The 15173-nt window shown below is 63.3% G+C and carries 18 protein-coding genes; 10 read left to right on the forward strand and 8 right to left on the reverse strand.

Annotated features, from left to right (window positions below; genetic code table 11):
- Nucleotides 1–119: 119 nt before the first annotated feature.
- The 4 genes from VD811_06515 to murI all read right to left on the reverse strand — a co-directional run bounded on the left by VD811_06515 (nt 120) and on the right by murI (nt 4662).
- Complete coding sequence (locus VD811_06515; protein ID HXV20623.1) at nt 120–587, reverse strand: hypothetical protein; 468 nt, start codon at nt 585–587, stop codon at nt 120–122.
- A 119-nt stretch (nt 588–706) separates the two neighbouring features.
- Nucleotides 707–3127: a homocysteine S-methyltransferase family protein gene (locus VD811_06520; GenBank protein ID HXV20624.1), complete on the reverse strand. Its 2421-nt coding sequence runs from the start codon at nt 3125–3127 to the stop codon at nt 707–709.
- Complete coding sequence (locus VD811_06525; protein HXV20625.1) at nt 3124–3771, reverse strand: GerMN domain-containing protein; 648 nt, start codon at nt 3769–3771, stop codon at nt 3124–3126. Before VD811_06525 ends, VD811_06520 begins: the two co-directional genes overlap by 4 nt.
- 93 nt (nt 3772–3864) lie before the next feature.
- Nucleotides 3865–4662 carry a glutamate racemase gene (gene murI, locus VD811_06530; GenBank protein ID HXV20626.1) on the reverse strand — a complete coding sequence of 266 codons (798 nt, stop codon included), beginning with the start codon at nt 4660–4662 and terminating at the stop codon, nt 3865–3867.
- A gap of 170 nt (nt 4663–4832) precedes the next feature.
- Between murI and VD811_06535 the strand changes: the two genes are divergently transcribed.
- From VD811_06535 to VD811_06555, 5 genes are read left to right on the forward strand one after another with little or no spacing between them, the layout of a single operon-like run.
- Nucleotides 4833–5165 carry a hypothetical protein gene (locus tag VD811_06535; protein ID HXV20627.1) on the forward strand — a complete coding sequence of 111 codons (333 nt, stop codon included), beginning with the start codon at nt 4833–4835 and terminating at the stop codon, nt 5163–5165.
- 33 nt (nt 5166–5198) lie between these two features.
- The gene (locus VD811_06540; GenBank protein ID HXV20628.1) at nt 5199–6179 is read left to right on the forward strand and encodes a 2-hydroxyacyl-CoA dehydratase; all 981 of its coding nucleotides are present in this window, start codon (nt 5199–5201) and stop codon (nt 6177–6179) included.
- Nucleotides 6176–6949 (forward strand): acyl-CoA dehydratase activase, encoded by a 774-nt coding sequence (locus VD811_06545; GenBank protein HXV20629.1) that lies wholly within the window; start codon nt 6176–6178, stop codon nt 6947–6949. Before VD811_06540 ends, VD811_06545 begins: the two co-directional genes overlap by 4 nt.
- Before the next feature lie 20 nt (nt 6950–6969).
- A complete protein-coding gene (locus VD811_06550) occupies nt 6970–7254 on the forward strand; it encodes a hypothetical protein (protein HXV20630.1) in 285 nt (94 codons plus the stop codon).
- A gap of 13 nt (nt 7255–7267) precedes the next feature.
- Nucleotides 7268–7870, forward strand: coding sequence for a putative metallopeptidase (locus VD811_06555; protein HXV20631.1), 603 nt, complete (start codon nt 7268–7270; stop codon nt 7868–7870).
- A gap of 112 nt (nt 7871–7982) precedes the next feature.
- Here VD811_06555 and VD811_06560 read toward each other — a convergent pair whose 3' ends face one another.
- Nucleotides 7983–8990 (reverse strand): energy-coupling factor ABC transporter permease, encoded by a 1008-nt coding sequence (locus VD811_06560; GenBank protein ID HXV20632.1) that lies wholly within the window; start codon nt 8988–8990, stop codon nt 7983–7985.
- 347 nt (nt 8991–9337) lie between these two features.
- Here VD811_06560 and VD811_06565 point away from each other — a divergent pair, with 347 nt between their 5' ends.
- Nucleotides 9338–9466: a hypothetical protein gene (locus VD811_06565; GenBank protein ID HXV20633.1), complete on the forward strand. Its 129-nt coding sequence runs from the start codon at nt 9338–9340 to the stop codon at nt 9464–9466.
- Nucleotides 9467–9595: 129 nt separating this feature from the next.
- Here VD811_06565 and VD811_06570 read toward each other — a convergent pair whose 3' ends face one another.
- Nucleotides 9596–10000, reverse strand: a complete 405-nt coding sequence (locus VD811_06570; GenBank protein HXV20634.1) for a GFA family protein — start codon at nt 9998–10000, stop codon at nt 9596–9598.
- Nucleotides 10001–10277: 277 nt separating this feature from the next.
- Here VD811_06570 and VD811_06575 point away from each other — a divergent pair, with 277 nt between their 5' ends.
- On the forward strand, nt 10278–10745 hold the full coding sequence (locus tag VD811_06575) for a YbaK/EbsC family protein (protein HXV20635.1): 468 nt from the start codon (nt 10278–10280) through the stop codon (nt 10743–10745).
- A gap of 216 nt (nt 10746–10961) precedes the next feature.
- Here the strand turns inward: VD811_06575 and VD811_06580 are convergent, their stop codons facing one another.
- On the reverse strand, nt 10962–11597 hold the full coding sequence (locus VD811_06580) for a flavodoxin family protein (protein HXV20636.1): 636 nt from the start codon (nt 11595–11597) through the stop codon (nt 10962–10964).
- 201 nt (nt 11598–11798) lie between these two features.
- On the opposite strand from VD811_06580, the gene VD811_06585 reads away from it, so the two are divergent.
- Together VD811_06585 and VD811_06590 are read left to right on the forward strand one after the other, a co-directional pair.
- On the forward strand, nt 11799–12119 hold the full coding sequence (locus VD811_06585) for a helix-turn-helix domain-containing protein (protein ID HXV20637.1): 321 nt from the start codon (nt 11799–11801) through the stop codon (nt 12117–12119).
- A gap of 42 nt (nt 12120–12161) precedes the next feature.
- On the forward strand, nt 12162–13367 hold the full coding sequence (locus VD811_06590; GenBank protein HXV20638.1) for an MFS transporter: 1206 nt from the start codon (nt 12162–12164) through the stop codon (nt 13365–13367).
- A 29-nt stretch (nt 13368–13396) separates the two neighbouring features.
- Here the strand turns inward: VD811_06590 and VD811_06595 are convergent, their stop codons facing one another.
- Nucleotides 13397–14227 carry a DMT family transporter gene (locus tag VD811_06595; protein HXV20639.1) on the reverse strand — a complete coding sequence of 277 codons (831 nt, stop codon included), beginning with the start codon at nt 14225–14227 and terminating at the stop codon, nt 13397–13399.
- Between the two features lie 499 nt (nt 14228–14726).
- On the opposite strand from VD811_06595, the gene VD811_06600 reads away from it, so the two are divergent.
- Nucleotides 14727–15173, forward strand: a 447-nt coding sequence (locus VD811_06600; protein HXV20640.1) for a radical SAM protein, incomplete at its 3' end; no start/stop codon positions are given.

Here is a 15173-nt window from a genome sequence, read left to right on the forward strand (position 1 = left end):
GGTTCCGGGCGGTCTGTTCCAGTTCCCGGACGGTCTGTTCGGTCAGCATCAGGCAGCTACTCCCATCTGTTTTTTCGAATCCCGCAGGGCAAAGAGGCCGATCGCCTCCTGGGTCGTTGTCATGCTTTCTTCTCCTCGTCATCCCCCATCAGGTAGGAGAGGATAATCTCGTCGAGATTGCCTTCGTGAACCGTCGGCCGCTGTACGCGGCCGGCAACCGGCGCCGGTTCGGGCATGGGTTTGGATTGCGGCTCGGACCGTGCTGGGGGCGAGGGTGGCGGGACGACGGCCGCGGGAGCGGCTGCCGGGGCGGCGGCAGGCCGTTGGCCGGCGATGATTTCGTCGAATTCGCCGCCCTTGAGCCGGCTCAGCATTTCCCGATGCTGTTCCTTCATCAGCTCTTCGACCACCTGCTCCAGCCGGTCAACCTTGGTGATGTCGGCGTAGGAAGTCTTCTTCGAAGCCAGGATCGTCCCCCCCCGATAGAGCAGGGTGATGATATGGGGACTCTTCAAACCACTGTCCTCGGTCTGGACGTGGAAAAGTTCACCCCTGTAACGGAAGTTGTGGTTGAAGCCGACGACCATGCCACGCTCGCAAAAAGAGTAGTGAAACGGGACTATTGTTAACACAGTCCGCGAAATGGCGCAATATGAAAGGATAGATAAGGCAAAAGGCGAAAGGTAAAAGGTTTTCCCCTTCGCTTTTAAGCTTTCGCCTTCTGCCCGGGACCCAGCAGTTCCTTGACCTTCGCCACCGCTTCCAGAGCGTCGGCCGCATAGAGGTCGGCGCCGATGGAATCGGCATACTCCTGGGTGACCACCGCCCCGCCCACCATGGTGAAGACCTTGATTCCGGCCTCGCGAAGCTGGGCGATGGTGATCTGCATCTGGTTGAGGGTGGTGGTCATCAGGGCGGAGAGACCGACGGCGTCGACCTGAAGCGCTCGCGCCTCGTCGATGATACGCCGGGCAGGGACGTTTTTCCCCAGGTCGGTCACCTCGAAGCCGTGGTTCTCCAGCAGGGTGCAGACGATGTTCTTGCCGATATCGTGGATGTCTCCCTCGACGGTCGCCATGAGTATCTTCCCCAGGCTTGCCGCCCGCTCGCCCGACATCTCGGCCTTGAGCCGGGCGAAGGCGGCCTGCATGGTTTCGGCGGAGAGCATCACCTGGGGGAGAAAGACCTGGTTTCTGCCGAAGCGCCGACCCACCTCTTCGAGGCCGGGCAACAGCCCTTCGTTGCTGATCGCCAGCGGCGAGAGTCCCTCGGCCAGGGCCGCCTCGACCAGGGGAACGATCCCTTCCCGGTCCCCTTCGATGATGGCGGCGGCCAGACGCTCGCGAATGCCGACTTCCCTCCCCGTTTCGGCAGCCGGAACGGCGGGCGGAGATAGGGCGGCGGCGTAGCAGGAGATGTACTCTTCGGCCCGCTCGTCATGCCCCAGCAGCACCATGGCCGCCCGGTAGGCATCCATCATCTTCTCTTCCCTGGGATTGATGATCGCCGCATCGAGACCGGCGGCAAGCGCCATGGCGAAAAAGGTGGCCGAAAGGACCGGACGGCAGGGAAGGCCGAAGGAGATGTTGCTCACCCCGAGGACGGTGGCCAGCCCTAGTTCGCCCTTCACCGCCTGCACCGCCCGCAGCGTCTCCATGGCGCGCTTCTGTTCGGCCGAGACAGTGAGGGTCAGGCAGTCGATGACCAGATCCTGCGGTGGCAGACCGACAGCAGTCGCCGCCGCCAGTATCCTGCGCGCCACCGCCAGGCGGCCCTCGGCGGTCTCCGGAATGCCCGAATTATCCAGGGCCAGGCCAATGACGGCGGCGCCGTACTTGCGGGCCAGCGGCAGAATGGCTTTGAGGCTCTTCTCCTCACCGGAGACGGAGTTGATCAGCACCTTGCCATCGGCGGCCTTGAGGCCGCGCTCCAGGGCCGCTGGATCGGAGGAGTCGAGGACCAGCGGCAGCGAGGAGACCCCGGTGACGGCAAAGACCGCTCGCTCCAGGGCCGCCGGCTCGTCGACCCCCGGCACGCCGCAGTTGACGTCGAGCAGGCTGGCGCCGAGCGCCGCCTGCTCCTGCGCCTCGCGGCGGATGTAAGCGGTCTTCCCCTCCCGCAATTCCTGGCTGTAGAGCTTTTTGCCGGTCGGGTTGATGCGCTCGCCGATAATCGCACAGGGTGCCCCGCCCCCCAGGGGAACAGCAGCGGTGCGGCTGGAGAGATAGCCGCGCCGGGGCGGCGGCGTCCAGGCCTGGGACTTGCCGTCGAGCGCCGTCCGGATGGCGCCGATGTGGGCAGGGGTCGTACCGCAACAGCCGCCGATGACCCGCACCCCGAGGGCGATCATCCGGTCATGATAGGCGGTCATCTCCTCGGGAGTGCCAGGGAAGACCGTGCGCCCGTCGACCAGCGTCGGCAGCCCGGCGTTGGCCTGGGATATCAGCGGGCGAGGCGTCACCGACCGCATCTTCTCGAGAATGGCGAAGATGCCGTCCACCCCCAGTCCGCAATTCGAACCGATCACATCGACGCCGAGGGCGTCGAGAGTCACCGCCGCCGCCTCGGGCGGGGTGCCGAGGACCGAACGGCCACCGTCGTCGAAGGTCATCAGAGCCATCACCGGCAGATCGGAGAATTCCCGGCAGGCGATCGCGGCGGCGCGCAGTTCGCGAATGTCGAGAAAGGTTTCGAGGGTGACGAGATCGGCCCCGGCGGCGGCAAAAGCGCTCACCTGCTCACCGAAAATCTCGACCATTTCATCGAAACCGGCGTCTCCCACCGGTTCGAGAAAGCGGCCGGTCGGGCCAATGGAGGCCGCCACGAAACGCCCGGCTCCCGCCGCCCGGCGGGCAATTTCCACTCCGCGGGCATTGATTTCGGCTACCCGGTCTTCGAGCCGGTAGTGGGCCAGCTTGACCCGGCTGCCGCCGAAGGTGTTGGTGACGATGATGTCGGCGCCGACGTCGGCATATTCCCGGTGTACGCCCGCCACCACCTCGGGGGCGTTCAGGTTCATCTCCTCCGGACAGCCGCCGGGCTGCAGGCCACGTTCCTGGAGCATGGTTCCCATGGCGCCGTCGAGCACCAGCACCCGCTGCCGCAGGGCTTCTCTGAATGCATTCATTGTGAATTCCTCCCCGGCTCTGCAGCCGGTTTCCCCTCGGGGGCCACCGGCGTCTGCGCTGCCGTTGCCGAACCTTCGGGAGGGTGGGTAAAGCTGAAATCGGCCTTGACCGGCTCGCGCAGGTCGACGTGCCCTTTCAGGGTTTCGACCGGTTCTCCCTCCACCAGAATACGCACCTGGCGGAGATGGGGGAAGTTTTCGGCCAGCGTGTCGGCGAGGCTGTATATGGTCAGCAGTTCGGAAACACTGCCGCCGGGATGCCCACTCACCAGATCGCGGCTGAAATCGATGGTGGCGGTCCCGTCACTTGCAGTGACACCGCGGACCTGTGCATGCGAAGGGAGAACGGCAACCAGGTCGGTGAGGGGGCCGTCCACCAGGGACTGGACGGTTGCCCGGAGGCAATCGGCTTCGGTCAGACAGTCCTCGATCTGGCGGGCCTCGGCGACCAGAAAGCTGCCGTCGGGACTGCCGAAATACAGTACCACCTCGCGCAACTGCTTCGGCTCCGAGACGACCGTCGCCGGCTCCGGTCCCGAGGGCGGCGTTGAGAGGTACTTGCGGGCGACGAGAAGACCGAAGGTCAGCAGGATGAACAGGAAGGCCAGCAGGACGAGGCGGCCACGCCAGGATTTGCCTTTCATAACGGAAATCCCTCTAGAATGGATGTTGCCAAGGAAACAAAGCAGACATCAGGACACAGGGACGGGCGCCGCATACTCGACGGGAACAGCTGCCTAGTCCAGCTCAACCTGTTCCACCCCCTGCAGGGCGGCGCCGAGAAAGGCGCCGCCGACCCGCTCGAAGCGGGTGGGCACATCGGTGACGAAGAATCGTGGGGCGCCCGGCGGGCTGCAACGGGAGAGTTGTCGGGCCGCGAGCAGCGCCGCCACCACGCGGGCGGTTTCTTCCGCCGAGTCAACCAGCTCAACCCCGTCACCGAGAACCTGGTGCAGGGTTGCCTTGAGGAGAGGATAATGGGTGCAGCCGAGAACCAGGGTGTCGATTCCGTGTTCCTGCAGGGGCGCCAGATATTCGGCGGCCGCGAGCCGGGCAACGGGATGGCTCGCCCACCCCTCTTCGGCCAGCGGCACGAACAGCGGGCAGGGCGCAGTGAAGACTTCGACCCCGGGGTCGTGGGCGTGGATGGCCCGGGTGTAGGCGCCGCTCTTCACCGTTCCCTCGGTGCCGATGACTCCGACCCGGCGGTTGCCGGTGAGCTGGAGCGCCCGGCGGGCACCGGGTTCGATGACGCCGATGACCGGCAGACTGAAGCGCTCCTCCAGCGCCGGCAGGGCCACCGAAGAAGCGGTGTTGCAGGCCACAACCAGCATCTTCACTCCCTGCTCGACCAGGAACGCGGAGGCCTCCATGGCATAGCGCAGGACCGTTCGCGGGCTCTTGGTCCCGTAGGGGACCCGCGCCGTATCCCCGAGATAGATGAGTTGTTCGCCGGGCAGCAGGCGCAGGAGTTCCTTGAAAACGGTCAGCCCGCCGACTCCCGAATCGAACACTCCGATGGCACGTTCAGACACGACTTTTCTCTTTTCAGGCTGATGACAACAGGGGAGCATTTAAGAGCAAGCGGGCGGAAATGTCAAGGAAAATGCCTGTTTTTAAGCTTTGCCTTTGGGGAAAAACCTGCTATGTTCTAGCGATTGATGGACCAGGAATGTCATCGATCCAGCGGAGGATTGCAGCGGCGATGGAGTATATCTCTCTCATCGATTTTCTACAGCATTTTGAAACCACCCGGGTGATCGCCTTCCTCAAGGAGATGAACGCCGGGGAGTTGATCCACAACCCGGTTTTCCTGGGCATAACCGCGGCGCTGGCGCTGCTCGCCCTGTTCATGAAGTGGCGGGTGCTGCTGGCGACGATCGTGAGCGTCACCGGCTTTGTCGGTCTGATTTCCTATACCCTGCAACAGGAAACATCGCTGACGGCCATGACCGACAATACGCTGATCGTCTTCGTTATCGGCGGGGTGGCCATCGTCTCTGTCGTCATCTACCTGCTCTTCATCAAAACGGACTGATTCCTTTTGCATGCTTCATCCCGGCAGTTGCCCATGGTCGGATTCACCACCACCATCCCTCTCGAGGTCCTGATCGCCGCTGAACGGCGGCCCGTCGACCTCAACAACATCTTCATCACCGATCCCGACCCCCAGGGGCTTATCGAGGATGCCGAGGTGGCGGGGTTTCCCCGCAACATCTGCGGCTGGATCAAGGGGCTTTACGGCGTCGTCCGGCGGCACGACATCAAGGAGATTGTGGCGGTCACCGAAGGGGACTGCTCGAACACCAAGGCGCTGATGGAGGTGCTGACCCTGCAGGGGGTGACCACCGTTCCCTTTGCCTACCCTTTTGACCGCTCGGCCGAGACCCTGACCCACGAGATCGACAAACTGGCCCGCCACTTCGGCGTCACTTTGCACCAGTGCGAAGCGGCCAGGGTGCGCCTGGAACGGGTGCGCGGCAAGGTGCACGAGATCGACCGGCTGAACTGGCAGGAGGACCGGGTGAGCGGAAGTGAAAGCCACACCTTCCAGGTCTGCACCTCGGACATGAACGGCGACGTCGATGCTTTCGAGGCCGAGGTCGACACCTTCCTGGCCGAGGCCGGCCGGCGGCAGCCGCTTCGCCAGAGTTTGCGACTGGCCTACATCGGTGTGCCGCCGATCTTCGCCGATCTCTATGAAACCCTCGAAGGGATGGGCGCCCGGGTCGTCTTCAACGAAACCCAGCGCCAGTTCTCCATGCCCTACCCCGTCGACTCCCTGGTTGAGCAGTACCGGCGCTATACCTACCCCTACGACATCTTCACCCGCCTGGCCGACATCGAGACCGAGATCGCCCGGCGCCGGGTCGACGGCGTCATTCATTACGTTCAGGCCTTCTGCTTCCGGCAGATCGAGGATCTGATCGTCCGCCAGCGCCTCAAGACGCCGATCCTCACCCTGGAAGGGGACCGCCCCGGCCTACTGGATGCCCGCACCCGCATCCGCCTCGAAGGGTTCATTGAGATGCTCAAGGCGAGGAAACCGTGACCGGACTCGGCATCGACCTCGGCAGTCGGCAGGCCAAGTTCGCCCTCCTCGACGGCCACAAGATTGTCTGGTTGAAGGTCTTCGACACCATCCCCTTCTACAAGCTCTACGGCGGCATGCGCGGCGGCAAACTGACCCTCGACTTCGACGCCATGGGGCTGCTCGCCGCCGAGGAGCGCCGGGCGGCGGCCCTGGTGGCAACCGGCTACGGACGCAACACCATCGACCTGGAGGGTGCCCGGGTCGTTCCGGAAATCCAGGCGCATGTGGCCGGGGCCCGCTTCCAGACCGACCTCGACACCTTCACCCTGCTCGACATGGGCGGGCAGGACTCCAAGGTCGCGCGCCTGGAAAACGGGATTCTCGTCGACTTCGTCATGAACGACAAATGCGCCGCCTCCTCCGGGCGGTACCTGGAGAACATGGCCAAGGTGCTCGACATCTCGCTGGAGGATCTCTCGCGCCACTACCGCGATCCGGTCCCCCTCGACGCAACCTGCGGCATCTTCGGCGAAAGCGAACTGATCGGCAAGATCATCGAGGGGCACTCCCTCGAGCGGCTCTGCGCCGGTGTAAACAACACACTGATCAAGCGAGTGGCACCGATGCTGCGGCGCTTCCCCACCGACACCATCGTTCTGACCGGCGGCGTGGCAAAGAGCCCTGCCTTCAAGGAACTCTTGCAAGAGGCGAGCGGGGCGGATATCATCGTCCCCAAGCATCCTCAGCACAACGGCGCGATCGGCTGCGCGGTGCTGGCCGGCCGGTAATCCATCGGGAAAGGTAAACCATGGCTCTCAAAAAACGTGACTGGATTTTCATTGCCATCATTGCCGCCGTCTTCGGCATCTTTATCGCCATCTCCGGCGAGGAGAAAACCACGAGGGTGCCGCTCGATGAGGCACACCGGCCGTTCTACGACATGATCGATTCGGGCCAGAAAAAGATCGACGTCGACCCTCATTGCGCCGACTGCCATGACGGGGTAAAAATCCCCTTCCCGGCCAACCACCCGGCCAAACCGGGAAGCGCCCCCATGCGCTGCCTCTTCTGCCACAAGCTGCAGGGGCATTAGGCCAAGTCGCCCCGTGGCTTCGGTTCCAACGATCGATCTGTCGGCGGCCTGCGCCTCCCTGGCCGCCGACATCTGCCGGCGCGTCCCGGAACTGGGGCACATCGATCCGCAGCGTCTCCTCGTCTGCCTCTCCCGTTCGCGCGCCGACGGCAGCCACGGCGTCTATGCCCGCATCGCCCCGCTGCGTTTCGCCGCCGGCGCGACCGAGCATAGCCGGCGGCGCGGCCGCTACCTTGAAACCTTCCGCCTCCCTTCCCTCAGCCACGAGGGGCGGGAGATCCTCTACCTGATCTACCTGATGGTGCCGCGCTTCCTGCGTCTCGGCCGCGAGCAGAAACTCGCTACCGTCATCCATGAGCTCTACCACATCGCCGAAGCGTGCAATGGCGACCTGCGCCGCTTTCCCGGACGCAACTTTGCCCACGGCTCATCGCGCAACGGCTACAACCGGATCATCGCCCGCCTGCAGGAACAGTATCTCGCGCAAGGCCCCGACCCGCAGCTGCTCGACTGCCTGAACCTGGACGAAGAGGGCTGGCGCCACAGCCATTTCCGCCTGACCGGTCTTAACGTCCCTCTCCCCCGCGCCCGCCTGGTGGCCCGCCAGCGACTCTGACGGCGGCGCCGCCCCTTTTACCATTCCCTTGCCGGCCAAAGGAAAACCCGCCGATCCAGACAAGGGAACGGCGGGTTCGAGCTGCTCTCGCGAAAAACTCTGCAACAAACGGTCAGGGGCTCCGCAGCCGTTTTTTCAGCAGCAATCCGGCCAGCCCGGAAAGGAGCAGAGTCAGCCCCCCCCCGACGAGACCGGCGATCGAAGCTCCCGCTTCGGCAACGGCCGGTTCCTGTTCGACCTCCGGCGTCCCGAAGCTGTAATCGGGAAACACCGATGTGCGTGCCTGCAGGCCGGCCAACACGGAGTGGAGTCGCCCTTCTTGCCCGGCAAGCTCCGCGCTCCCGGTCACCCGGGAGACCGCCCATTCCAGGCCATCGGGGTGTACCGAGGCGAACCAGGAGAGGCACCCCGCCGTCAGCACGGTCACCACCGCCAGCGCCGCCAGCACCCCCCGCCATGAGCCTGATCCGCCCGGGCGTCCAGCCGCTGCGAGGACTTCGGGCCGGGCTTGCCAGACAAGGGTCACGACGGCGGCCGTTACCAGTCCCTCGACTATGCCGATAGCCAGGTGGATGGGCTGCATGAGCAGCGCAAAGGTCCCCGGTGGAAGCTCCGAGATTCCCGAGAGCGACGTTTCCAGCACCACGCCGAAGGCTCCCAACTGCAAGCCGGTGACGGCGGCCAGCAGAGAACCGACCAGGATCCGACGGCGGGCCGGGGAGCCCCCGGCTATCTTCCGGTAGATCAGCGGGTAGGCGACAAAGCAGGGCAAGGCACCGAGATTGAAAATATTGCTGCCGAGGGCCAACAGGCCGCCGTCGGCGAAGAACAGCGCCTGCACGGTCAGGACCGAGGCCATGGTGATCAGGGCGGCAGCGGGGCCCAGGAGGATAGCCAGGAGCATGCCGCCACCCAGATGCCCGCTGGAACCCGTTCCGGGAATGGTGAAATTGACCATCTGGACAGCGAAGACAAAGGCGCCCAGCACCCCCATGAGCGGCACCCTGCGATCATCGAGATCGTCCTTCACTTTTTTCGCACAGCAGGCGATGGCGCCGGCCGCTGCGGCCCACATCGCGGCGCCGACCGCCGGCGAGAGAAGGGCGTCGGCCATGTGCATCGGCTTGTACCTCCTTATGTCAACAACGGTATTTTGATTCGTGTGGTTTGCTACTTTTTTTCTATTCGTGCTACCGATGAAGTTTAGTTCCTTTGCGAGTCTTTTTCAATTGAGTAATCCACTCGCAAACAGACTTATCCGCCCCGGGTTCCTCCCGGCACAAAGTCAATCGGCCGGCAGTCAAAGTCTTATGACGGCATTCTGAACCGCAAATTGCCCTGACTATTCGGCTCACCGCGAAAAAAAATGTAAATTTGCAGGGTTACCCCCCCATGGAGAATAGCAATTCAACTGGCACCAATGTTGCTAGTCGCGTAGCACTCGCATTTTACGTCACAGGAGCAGATATGAGTCAATTCAGAAGCAATGACGGACCCGACAAGGAGCACGGTATTTTCGATTACCTGCTCTACGCCCTGGCTGGCAGCGTTCTGGCGGCCTTCAGCTTTTCCTTCCTCCTCTGGCTCCGCTTCTGATTCACCCTTCCCCGGCCTGAAACAACAAAAGCCGCGACTCACGTCGCGGCTTTCGGCATTTCTCCTGATACGCGGGATTTTCCCCCTGGCCGGCCAGGCCCGGGCTGCCATGCGTGCCAGAGCCAACCCTCAAAGGTGCCGGGTCTCGGCCGGCGGCGACTTCCAATTGTCGTTACGCCCGTCGACGTAGTTGATCGGCGCGCTGACGAGTTCATCGATATTCACGTCAGCGAGGCAATTAACGTTGACGGCGTAGGACTTGCCGCCCAGTTCCGGGGCGTCGGCCCAGCCGAAGGAGTGCACGCCGCAATGCTTGCAGAACAGGTGGTGGATTCTCTTGGCGCCGAACTGATAATCGGAGAGTTCGGTTTCGCCCGCCCGCAGCCGAAATTCGTCCGGCTTGACGAAGACGAGCCAGTTTCTCACCTTGGTGCATATCGAACAGTTGCATTTGAGAGTACCTGCGCTCAGATCGATGTCCGCTTCATAGCGGACCGCGCCACAGTGACAGCCTCCGACGTATGTTTTTTTCATGGGTGACTCTCCCTCTGGATAAGCAATCGGTTCAAACATCCAGGTTGCCAGGCTGGCACTGGCAGAGGACCAGCCGACACGGCAAGCGACCGAAGTCAGGCCTGGCATGAGCGCGTGTGACATTTTCAGCCCTTGGGAAGAGGATACTTTAGCCACTCCTCTTGTCAACCCGGGTGTCTGGCCCCCAACTACCAGCACCGACCGGCTAACATCTTGATTTATCGCTGCTATAATGGGGATATAAGCAGAGAGGAGACCACAAGGAAAGGAGACCGCCATGTTGGCCAAAGGATTGAAAGCGTTTCTCGACAAGGAACACATCCGCTACTCGACCCTCACCCACGCCCCCGCCTTCACCGCGGAGGAGATCGCCGCCTCGGCCCACATCCCCGGCAAGAACCTGGCGAAGACCGTCATGGTCAAGCTCGACGGCAAGCTGGCCATGGCCGTGCTCCCCGCCCCCGAAAAGGTCGATCTCGACCGGTTGCGGGAGGTGACCGGGGCGCGCAAGGCGATTCTCGCCGCCGAGGAGGATTTCAGGGGACGCTTCCCCGGTTACGAGATCGGCGCCATGCCCCCCTTCGGCAATCTCTACGGCATGGACGTCTTCGTCGCCGCCACCCTGGCCGAGGACACGGAGATCGCCTTCAACGCCGGCACCCATACCGACCTGGTGCTGATGCGCTACGCCGATTTCGCCCGACTGGCCCAACCGAAGGTGGTGAGTTTTTCGGTCCGGCATTAGGCAAACGGCAAAAGAGGGCAGCATGGAGACGGGCCTGCTGACGAAGCAGGCCCGTTTGCGTTGCAGACACGGAACGAGGGAATTTTCAGGGCCGGGAAGCAGCAGTCATGGGGAGTTGACCTGGTCCTGCCGCTCGTCCAGCACCCGGAATCCCGTTCGGGGGGGATAGCCTGGCCGAGGAGGTGGGCGCGCAGGGGCACAAAGGCGGCCGCCGCGTCAGCGAACGAAGTTCATATAGATTTTGGCCTCTCTCTGCGGCGGGGCAACCGTGCCTTTGCCGTTTTCGACCAGCTTCATCAGCCACGCCATGTTCCGGCCCAGCACCCGCATGATCTGTGCCCCCTCTGCATCCTGTGTCACTTCTCCCGGCCGGGCTCCATGGATCACGTTCCAGTAATTGGACGTCGGGATCAACATTTCGGAATAGCAGAGATAATTGTTCAGTTGGTCGAAGGTGGGCAGCCCCCCGGAACGCCGTACCGCGACCACCGCCGCACCGACCTTGTGGCGCAGCATGCCGCCATTGACGCCGGTCACATAGAAGGCCCGATCCAGAAAGGATTTCATGGTTCCGCCCATCGCCGCGTAGTGAACGGGAGAGCCTAAAATGATTCCATCGGCATGCTTCATTTTCTGGATCCACTCATTGACCTCATCGCCAGGCAGCACGCATTGTTCATTTTTGTTTTTGATGCACTGGCCGCAGGCGGTACAGCCTCTGACCACCTTGTTCCCGACCTGGACGATTTCCGTCTCGATTCCCTCCTTTTCCAGTTCAGCGGCCACCATGCTAATGGCATGAAAGGTGTTCCCTTCGTTTTTGGGGCTTCCATTGAATGCCAGCGCTTTCATAAATCTTTCCTCCCGTTGGGTTAATGGTTGCCAAAAGAGCTCTTTTCTTTCGCGAGCTGCCGGGCTATATTTGGCCATATGAATCAAAACGTCAATAACGGACTTATTTGTAACGTAGTATCCTGAATTAAACGTAGTTCCTATTTTGGAACTGAAAAACAAGCGGAGAGTTGACATGCAACCGAACCGGCAGCGAAGCTCATGATCTATCGGGAGAAAGCGTACAAGTGCGGCATCGACGTCACCCTGGCGGTGGTCGGCGGGAAATGGAAGGCGTCGATCCTCTGGCACCTGGCGCAGGAAACCATGCGGTTTTCCGACCTGCAGCGGCAGTTTTCCGACATCACCCGCAAAATGCTGACCCAGCAGCTGCGCGAACTGGAGGCCGACGGGCTGGTGCACCGCAAAGTATACCCCCAGGTACCGCCCAAGGTGGAGTATTCGCTGACCGAAAAGGGGAAAAGTATCTTTCCCATCCTTGAGCAGATGTGCGAATGGGGGCGGTGTTATTTGCGGGATTGACGATGTCGACATGGTGACCCTCTGCAAGCTTTCGGCCTTCACATGACTCCATCCGCTGCGCCCGCCAACCGCTCCTACACTGCCCAACTGCTGATTTGCTGCGCGGTGAGCTTCGCCTTCTTCTTCGGCTCCTACCTGCGCATACCGGTGGTTCCTCTTTACGCCACCGAGCTCGGGGCGAGCACCTCCCAGGTCGGGACGATCAACGCCGCCTTCATGCTCATGGCCGGGCTCCTTTCCATCCCCTCGGGGCTCCTCTCCGACCGCCTCGGCCGGCGGGCGGTCATCCTTGGCGGCCTGCTGGTCATCGCCGGCTCATCGTTCCTGCTCTACCTGAGCACGACGCCGGGGCAGATGGTCATCATCTACCTGCTCTTCGGCATTGGCCTGGCGGCCTTCTCTCCCTCGATGATGTCCTATGTCGCCGACATCGCCCCCCGCACCCATCTGGGGCGGGCCTACGGCTGGTACACCCTGGCGGTGAACGTCGCCATGATGCTCGGGCCGGCCGCCGGCGGCTTTCTCGCCCGCGCCTGCGGGCTGCGCCCGGTTTTTCTCGTCTCGGGAGGGCTGACCCTCGCCATGTTCTTCGTTACTCTCGCCCTCCTGCGCCCCTCTCCGCCTGTCCTCCTCGAGCCGGCGATCAAACTCGCGGTCCTCGCCGCCCTCAAGCGTCTCGGCCGCAATCGTCTCTACCTCGCCTGCCTCCTCGCCACCGCCGGCGGCTGCTTCGCCTTCGGCATGTTCTTGACCTTCGTCCCCCTCTACGTCAAGGAGTTGGGGATGAACGCCGGCCACGTCGGCCTCATCTTCGCCGCCCAGGCCACGGCCAACGGCCTTTCGCGCATTCCCTTCGGACGCCTCAGCGACCGGGTGGCCGACCGCAGCACGCTGGTCCTGACCGGGCTGGTCGGGGTGACGGCCGCCCTCACCATCTTCGGGCTCTTCTCCTCCCTGTCGCTGCTCCTGGCCTGCGCCGCGGCCCTCGGCCTCGGCATGGGCGTCGCCTTCACCGCCATCGGCGCCCTGATCGCCGACGTCGTGCCGCAGGAACTGCGCGGCCTGGCCATGGGGGGGTACAGCACCTGCATCTACCTGGCGATGATGCTGAGCTCCGCCAGCATGGGCGGGGTCATCGGCGCGGTCGGCTTCGGACGCGGCTTCATCCTGGCCGGCGTGGCCGGCGTGGCGCTAACCCTGTTGTTTCGGGGACTCTACCGGAAGGCGCGAGGGGGCATGACGGGCTGAGCCGGCAGTGCGGCATGGGCGAAGCCGGCTCAGCCGAGATCTTCCTCTACGGATTGGCAGGCACGGCGTCGCTGGGCAATAAACAACGCAAGCCCGCCCAGGATGGCCAGTGAACTCAACAACAGGCGCAGCGTGATCGGCTCTCCGAGAAACAAGACGCCTCCCGCCGCGGCGAGGACCGGGACGCTGAGCTGAACAGCCGCCGCCGTGGTCGCCAGCATACCGGTGACGGCGCTGTACCAGACGGCATAGCCGAGGCCCGAGGCCAGGGCGCCGGAGGCTATTGCATACCAGACCCCGGCGCTGTCGAGGGAAATGGGGGTGACCACCGCCACGCTCAGGCCGATGGCAAAGGGGACGGCGCGCAGAAAATTGCCGGCGGTAACGCAGGTCGGGTCGCCGGAGTTGCGACCGCGCAAGGAATAGACCCCCCAGGCCACGCCGGCGCCCAGCATGAGGATCGAGCCCTGCAGCGGCGGCGACGAGAGACCCGGCAGGAGCAGGCCCACCAATCCGGCGAAGGCGCCGGAAAGACCGACCACCTGCAGCCACCGCAAGCGTTCCCCCGACCAAAGGGCGCAGCCGATCATCGTCCCCTGGACTGCGCCGAAAAGGATCAGCGCTCCGACTCCAGCCGGCAACGTGAGGTACGCGAAAGAAAAACCGGCGGCATAGGCGAACAGGGCGGCGGCGGAGGTCCAGGTCCCGGCGACGCCGTGCGTACCGCCGCGCACCCGCACGATCAGCCCCAGCGCCAAGGCGCCCGAGAGCAGTCGCAGGGCGGTGAAACTGGCGGCATCGATGCCGGTGTGCTTCAGCGCCATGCGGCACAACAGCGAGTTGCCTGCAAAGGCGACCATCGCCAGCACGGTCAGCAGGACTATGCGGCCAGGAGAATTCGGAAGCCGACCGTTGACCGGCCGTGCGTCAGGGCTCTTGATGGGGATACTCCTTCAAAAAAGCGGCAGGACGCCTTACTTTTTGTCCCTAAGCCGACAAGAAGCAAGCCCAAAGCCTCCCCTGCCAGGGGCATTCCTGTTGAGTACGTTAGCCGATTCATGCAACTCCGGCAAGCGCCAAATCCCCGGTTGATTGACCCCGTTTTCCCTCTATCAACATGCAACCTGGCAAGCCTGACTCATGCCTTCAACTCCAGGCGTCCCCGCTGAGTCCCCTTAGCTCGCCTGCACTATTCACCACGCTTTCGGAAAAACAGGCGCCCCCCACGCCTTTGACCTGCATCAAGGCAGGGGATAGAAAAAGGTGCAATTAATGGTAACCATCCCTTCCTCACCTCTTGCCGTCCGGGCCGGGATCCGAAAGCGGGTGGGTGATGGACCTTCACCACAGGAGATCAGCATGCAACTGAATCGAATCAAGGAGTCAGGGGAGCATCCCGCCTTCAGCTCCCACCCCTCCAAGCTCTTCGTCGAGACCACCAGCCGCTGCAACCTCAACTGCTTCATGTGCGTCAAGCAGACCGCCGATGGCGGCGTGGTCGAGGGAGACCTCGCCGACACAACCTTCGCCCGCCTGGCCGAGGCGCTGCCGAAGGTTGAAGCGCTGGTTCTCAACGGCGTCGGCGAACCGCTCCTCCACCCGCGCCTGGAGGAATTCGTCCGCATCGCCAAAGGACGGATGCCGGCCCGCGGCTGGGTCGGTTTCCAGACCAATGGCGTGCTGCTCAGCGAGAAACGCGCCCTGTCCCTGACCGAGGCAGGGGTGGACCGGATCGGGCTGTCGCTGGACGGGGTGACCCCCGAGACTTTCCGCCGGGTGCGGGCGGGAGGCGAGCTGGCCGCCGTC

Source organism: Desulfuromonadales bacterium (genome assembly GCA_035620395.1).
In the GTDB taxonomy this organism is placed as follows: domain Bacteria; phylum Desulfobacterota; class Desulfuromonadia; order Desulfuromonadales; family DASPGW01; genus DASPGW01.

Bases quoted from the DNA above. Each gene is read 5' to 3' on its own strand.
- VD811_06570 (HXV20634.1), bottom strand. From the start codon at position 10,000: ATGAAAAAAACATACGTCGGAGGCTGTCACTGTGGCGCGGTCCGCTAT.
- VD811_06585 (HXV20637.1), top strand. From the start codon at position 11,799: ATGATCTATCGGGAGAAAGCGTACAAGTGCGGCATCGACGTCACCCTG.
- VD811_06525 (HXV20625.1), bottom strand. From the start codon at position 3,771: ATGAAAGGCAAATCCTGGCGTGGCCGCCTCGTCCTGCTGGCCTTCCTG.
- VD811_06520 (HXV20624.1), bottom strand. From the start codon at position 3,127: ATGAATGCATTCAGAGAAGCCCTGCGGCAGCGGGTGCTGGTGCTCGAC.
- VD811_06580 (HXV20636.1), bottom strand. From the start codon at position 11,597: ATGAAAGCGCTGGCATTCAATGGAAGCCCCAAAAACGAAGGGAACACC.
- VD811_06550 (HXV20630.1), top strand. From the start codon at position 6,970: ATGGCTCTCAAAAAACGTGACTGGATTTTCATTGCCATCATTGCCGCC.
- VD811_06590 (HXV20638.1), top strand. From the start codon at position 12,162: ATGACTCCATCCGCTGCGCCCGCCAACCGCTCCTACACTGCCCAACTG.
- VD811_06565 (HXV20633.1), top strand. From the start codon at position 9,338: ATGAGTCAATTCAGAAGCAATGACGGACCCGACAAGGAGCACGGTATT.
- VD811_06540 (HXV20628.1), top strand. From the start codon at position 5,199: ATGGTCGGATTCACCACCACCATCCCTCTCGAGGTCCTGATCGCCGCT.
- VD811_06535 (HXV20627.1), top strand. From the start codon at position 4,833: ATGGAGTATATCTCTCTCATCGATTTTCTACAGCATTTTGAAACCACC.
- VD811_06560 (HXV20632.1), bottom strand. From the start codon at position 8,990: ATGCACATGGCCGACGCCCTTCTCTCGCCGGCGGTCGGCGCCGCGATG.
- VD811_06595 (HXV20639.1), bottom strand. From the start codon at position 14,227: ATGGTCGCCTTTGCAGGCAACTCGCTGTTGTGCCGCATGGCGCTGAAG.
- VD811_06575 (HXV20635.1), top strand. From the start codon at position 10,278: ATGTTGGCCAAAGGATTGAAAGCGTTTCTCGACAAGGAACACATCCGC.
- VD811_06515 (HXV20623.1), bottom strand. From the start codon at position 587: ATGGTCGTCGGCTTCAACCACAACTTCCGTTACAGGGGTGAACTTTTC.